4 protein-coding genes are annotated in these 5,736 nt (G+C 34.3%); 3 read left to right on the top strand and 1 reads right to left on the bottom strand.

Features of this window, described 5'->3' with window-relative positions:
- Positions 1–183: 183 nt before the first annotated feature.
- Positions 184–1,515, bottom strand: a complete 1,332-nt coding sequence (locus KA909_RS11645; RefSeq protein ID WP_053029766.1) for a glucose-6-phosphate isomerase — start codon at positions 1,513–1,515, stop codon at positions 184–186.
- A 332-nt stretch (positions 1,516–1,847) separates the two neighbouring features.
- Here KA909_RS11645 and KA909_RS11640 point away from each other — a divergent pair, with 332 nt between their 5' ends.
- From KA909_RS11640 to KA909_RS11630, 3 genes are all read left to right on the top strand, one after another.
- On the top strand, positions 1,848–3,050 hold the full coding sequence (locus tag KA909_RS11640; RefSeq protein WP_075108693.1) for an argininosuccinate synthase: 1,203 nt from the start codon (positions 1,848–1,850) through the stop codon (positions 3,048–3,050).
- Positions 3,043–4,431 (top strand): argininosuccinate lyase, encoded by a 1,389-nt coding sequence (argH, locus tag KA909_RS11635; RefSeq protein ID WP_075108692.1) that lies wholly within the window; start codon positions 3,043–3,045, stop codon positions 4,429–4,431. The genes KA909_RS11640 and argH overlap by 8 nt, the downstream gene beginning before the upstream one ends.
- Positions 4,432–4,611: 180 nt before the next feature.
- On the top strand, positions 4,612–5,574 hold the full coding sequence (locus KA909_RS11630; RefSeq protein WP_193839574.1) for a glycerophosphodiester phosphodiesterase: 963 nt from the start codon (positions 4,612–4,614) through the stop codon (positions 5,572–5,574).
- Positions 5,575–5,736 lie beyond the last annotated feature (162 nt).

Raw genomic sequence — 5,736 nt, 5'->3', positions numbered from 1 at the left:
TGCTTTTCTTTTAAATTCGTCGTCCCACCCCCGCAAGGATGACTAGAACTGAGAAAAGCTTGATTAAAGCGCCTTCTCAGTTCAGTCAGCTACTGCGAATTTGCAAAATAGCTTCATTATATTATTTTTGTCCCGGACTCTTCTTAATATATATTTAATTTAATCAATGAGAAGATTAGCGTATTATAGACGTTCTTCTAACGCTTTCTTCTTATCTTCATATCCAGGTTTACCTAATAACGCGAACATGTTTTGTTTATATGCTTCAACACCAGGTTGGTTGAATGGATTAACACCTAATTGATATCCGCTCATTGCGCAAGCTAATTCAAAGAAGTAAACGACATAACCAAATGTTTCTTCATCTAAACGTGGTATATTCACAACTACGTTAGGTACGCCTCCATCAGTATGTGCTAATAATGTACCCTCAAATGCTTTCGTATTGACTTCATCAATTGTTTTACCTGCTAAGTAATTCAATCCGTCTAAATCATCACTATCTTCTTCAATTGTAAGATCGTGTTTAGGGTTGTTTACTTTTACAACTGTTTCAAATAAGAAACGACGTCCTTCTTGAACATATTGACCTAATGAATGTAAGTCCGTTGTATAGTTTGCGCTTGATGGATAAATACCTTTAAAGTCTTTACCTTCAGACTCACCGTACAATTGTTTCCACCATTCATTGAAATATTGCATTGATGGCTCATAGTTAATCAACATTTCAGTTGTATATCCTTTACTATATAAAATGTTACGGATTGTCGCATATTGGTACGCAATATTTTCATTTAAGTTGTCTGATGATAATTCTTTACGCGCTTTGTTAGCACCAATCATAATTGATTCAATATTAATGCCAGCTGTTGCAATTGGTAATAAACCTACAGCTGTTAATACTGAATAACGGCCACCTACATCATCTGGTACAACAAATGTTTCATAACCTTCATTATCAGCCAATTGTTTTAATGCACCTTTAGCTTTATCTGTAGTAGCAAAAATACGTTTTTTAGCTTCATCTTTACCATATTTTTCTTCAACTAATTGTTTAAACAGTCTGAATGCTACTGCAGGTTCTGTAGTTGTTCCAGATTTTGAAATTACATTCACAGAGAAATCTTTATCTGATAAGTAATCTACTAATTCTTTAGTGTATGTTGATGATAAATGATTACCAACAAATACAATTTCCGGATATTCATTTGAATTTCGGAATGAAGAAGTTAACATTTCGATAGCAGCACGTGCACCTAAGTATGAACCTCCAATGCCGATAACTACAAGTACATCTGAATTTGATTTAATGCGTTTTGACGCTTCAACAATTCTTGAAAATTCTTGCTTATCGTAATCTTCTGGTAGATTGACCCAACCTAAGAAATCACTACCTGCACCAGTACCTTCATGAATCGTTTTATGGATAGTTTTAACGATATCTTGTTGTTGATCAATTTCATGTTGACCAAAGAATTCTAATGCTTTGCCATAATCTAATTGAATATGAGTCATTTTATAAAAGCCTCCTGTATGTCCTTGTTGATTTAATTTTACTAACTTTATGCTATCTATTCAATTGACATGACTGACTATTCACATATTTTCAAATTAATTCAACAATTTTAAGACATTTTCTAATAATTCAAAAATGAATATTTTATAAATAAAATAATAATGCTGAAAATGGGTCATGTTGCATTATATCCTTTAATTCAATGCAATTCATTATTATATACAGATTTTAAAATTTTGTATATTTATGTAAAAAAATGGTTTTATTTTCATTTTATATCTGTTAGTATTAATTTATATCAATTTTCAGAAAAATTATGAGGTGAATTTTAATGAAAGAGAAAATCGTATTAGCATATTCAGGTGGATTAGATACAAGTGTTGCCGTTAAATGGCTTATAGATAAAGGCTATGATGTTGTAGCTGTATGTTTAGATGTTGGTGAAGGTAAAGATTTAGATGTCGTTTATTCTAAAGCATTAGATATGGGGGCAGTTGAGTGTCACATTATTGATGCAACGAAAGAATTTAGTGATGATTTCGTAAGTTACGCTATCAAAGGTAATTTAATGTATGAAAATAGTTATCCACTCGTATCGGCGTTATCACGTCCACTTATTGCGAAGAAATTAGTTGAGATTGCAGAGAAAACGAATTCAATAGGTATTGCGCATGGCTGTACTGGTAAAGGTAACGACCAAGTTCGTTTCGAAGTTGCTATTAAAGCGTTAAACCCTAATCTTAAGACATTTGCGCCAGTTAGAGAATGGGGCTGGAGTCGTGAAGAAGAAATTGATTATGCTATCAAACATAACATCCCTGTTGGCATCAATCATGATTCTCCGTATTCTATCGACCAAAACTTATGGGGCAGAGCAAATGAATGTGGTATTTTAGAAGATCCATATGCTGCACCACCTAAAGACGCTTATGACTTAACAGCAGAATTAGAAGATACACCGGATACACCAGATGAAATCATTCTTTCATTTAAAAATGGTATTCCTGTTCAATTAAATCATAAAGATTATGACCTAGATCAATTAATTTTAACTTTAAATGAATTAGCTGGGAAACATGGTATTGGACGTATCGACCATGTTGAAAATCGTCTAGTTGGTATTAAATCTCGTGAAATATATGAAACACCTGGTGCTGAAGTTATCTTAAAAGCACATAAAGCACTTGAGACATTAACCTTAACTAAAGATGTAGCTCATTTTAAACCAGTAATAGAGAAACAATTTGCTGAACAAACATATAATGGCTTGTGGTTCTCACCATTAACAGATAGCTTAAAATTATTTATCGATAGTACACAACAATATGTTGAAGGTGATGTCAGAATTAAACTATTTAAAGGTAATGCAATTGTTAATGGAAGAAAGTCTCCATATACTTTATATGATGAAAAATTAGCAACATATACTAAAGAAGATGCATTTAATCAATCAGCAGCTGTAGGTTTCATCGATATTTATGGTTTACCTACTCAAGTCAATGCTTATCTTCATGGAGGTTATAGTAATGAGTAGTAAAGCATGGGGTGGCCGTTTTCAACAACAACCAGAAGATTGGGTCGATGAATTTAATGCATCGATTGATTTCGACCAAACATTGTTAGATGAAGATGTTCAAGGTAGTATTGCACATGCGACCATGTTAGCTAATCAACATATCATTTCGCAAGATGACAAAGAAGCTATCATTAATGGATTAAAAGAGATCCAACAAGATTTCTATAATGGTAAGCTTGATTTTAAGAAGTCACTCGAAGATATTCATTTAAACATCGAACATGAACTCATTCAACGCGTTGGTGACGCCGGAGGTAAATTGCATACAGGTCGTAGTAGAAACGACCAAGTTGCCACTGATTTGCATTTATATGTTAAAAAAGAAGTCCAAGAAATCCAAACACTTATACGTTCATTCCAAACATCCATTCTTAACCTAGCACAATCACATGTCGACACTATTATGCCAGGTTATACGCATTTGCAACGTGCACAACCCATTTCATTTGCACACCATGTTATGACGTATTTCTGGATGCTTGACAGAGATTATTCACGCTTTGTCGATAGTATGAAACGTATTGATATTTCACCATTAGGTGCAGCAGCATTAAGTGGTACCACACACCCTATTGATAGACATGAAACGCAACAGTTATTAGGATTCGGCTCAGTTTATGAGAATAGTTTAGATGCAGTAAGTGATCGTGATTATATTATTGAAACACTGCATAATATTTCATTAACAATGATTCATTTATCACGTTTCGCTGAAGAAATTATATTTTGGTCAACAGATGAAGCGAAATTCATCACACTATCTGATGCATTCTCTACTGGTTCATCTATTATGCCTCAGAAGAAGAATCCTGATATGGCAGAACTTATTCGTGGTAAAGTCGGACGTACGACAGGCCATTTAATGAGTATGCTTGTCACACTAAAAGGTCTACCACTTGCCTATAATAAAGACTTACAAGAAGATAAAGAAGGTTTATTTGATTCAGTGCGCACAGTAAAAGGATCATTGCGCATTTTTGAAGGTATGTTAGATACAATGACTGTCAATACAGACCGTCTCAACGAAACCGTACATCAAGACTTTTCAAATGCAACAGAATTAGCCGATTATTTAGTAGCTAAAGATGTGCCTTTTAGAACAGCGCACGAAATTGTTGGAAAAATCGTCTATGAATGCATTCAACAAGGTATTTATTTATTAGATGTACCACTTGCGCGTTACCAAGAATTAAATGCAAACATTGATCAAGATGTTTATGATTATCTTAAACCCGAAAATTGTCTTAGCCGTAGAAAAAGTTATGGTTCTACAGGTCAAGATGCAGTACGCCATCAACTTAACGTTGCTAAGAAAGTATTAAATAACGATACCTTATAAAGGCTTGGAATGGGGCAGAGTTCATTCATTATTCTGCCCCACTCTAGCCTTTTTTGTTAACATTATTGAGTGAATTTTAACTATTTAATAATTATTTTAAGCTTTTGAAAATTCACTTCCTTTCATAAATATGCTTTGCTAGATTTTAACTGTAACTTTAACTGTGAAAGGATGAGTTTGTTGAAAGCAAAGAAAAAAGGTATCATTTCAAGTCTAACTATAGTTACTTTAGGGTTAGTGATTATACATACGCCTGTTGAAGCAAGTGGTAGTGCGATCTCAAATACTATAACGCCGAACCAATCTAGTACTTCTACACCTCAAGATAATCAATCACAATGGACAACCAATTTAACAGGAGAACGCTACACTACTATTGCTCATCGTGGCGCAAGCGGCTATGCACCAGAGCATACATTTGCAGCCTATGACAAAAGTCACAATGAGTTAGGTGCTTCATATATTGAAATTGATCTACAACGTACCAAAGATGGTCATTTAGTCGCCATGCATGACGAAACAGTTGACCGTACAACGAATGGCTCAGGACGTGTCGAGGATTACACTTTATCGGAATTAAAGAAGCTTGACGCTGGTTCATCTTTCAATGAACAACATCCTCAATTTGCTAATGATCGATATAAAGGTGCTACAGTTCCAACATTAGATGAAATTTTGACACGTTATGGTACAGATGCCAATTATTATATCGAAACAAAGCAGCCTGATGTTTATCCTGGCATGGAACAACAACTTTTAGACACACTGGACAAACACAATATGCTTACTTCTAACGCGCTTCAGCATGGTCACGTATTGATACAATCATTTTCAGAAGCGAGTTTATTAAAAATGCATCAACTAAATGCGAATGTGCCATTAATTCGTTTATTAGACAAAGGCGAATTAGCACAACAAAGCGATGCCGATTTACAACGCATTCGTTCTTATGCAATTGGTGTAGGTCCTGAATATAGTGATTTAAACGAACGAAATACAGCGCATTTAAAAGACCTCGGCTTTCTTGTACACCCATTTACTGTCAATGAAACGGCTGATATGCAGCGTTTAAACCAATATGGTGTTGATGGTGTGTTCACTAACTATGCTGATCAATATAAAGCAATCAGTGCTCAAAAATAAAAGTATGACTATGGTTCATAAATTAATAATTTAGAGAATAACAAAATAAACGCTATCGCTTGTTTTTGTATCAAAATAAACGCTATCGCTTGTTTTTGTATCAAAACAAACGATAGCGTTTTAATTATAGGCGCTTCGTCAAATGGGAGCGGGACAGAATTC

The sequence above is a fragment of the Staphylococcus sp. GDX8P54P genome (assembly GCF_017893165.1).
Taxonomy (GTDB): Bacteria; Bacillota; Bacilli; order Staphylococcales; family Staphylococcaceae; genus Staphylococcus; species Staphylococcus borealis.
The sequence above is the reverse complement of the archived record's forward strand: the minus strand, read 5'-3'. Positions and strand labels throughout refer to the sequence as shown.

Bases quoted from the DNA above. Each gene is read 5' to 3' on its own strand.
- KA909_RS11640 (WP_075108693.1), top strand. From the start codon at position 1,848: ATGAAAGAGAAAATCGTATTAGCATATTCAGGTGGATTAGATACAAGT.
- argH (WP_075108692.1), top strand. From the start codon at position 3,043: ATGAGTAGTAAAGCATGGGGTGGCCGTTTTCAACAACAACCAGAAGAT.
- KA909_RS11645 (WP_053029766.1), bottom strand. From the start codon at position 1,515: ATGACTCATATTCAATTAGATTATGGCAAAGCATTAGAATTCTTTGGT.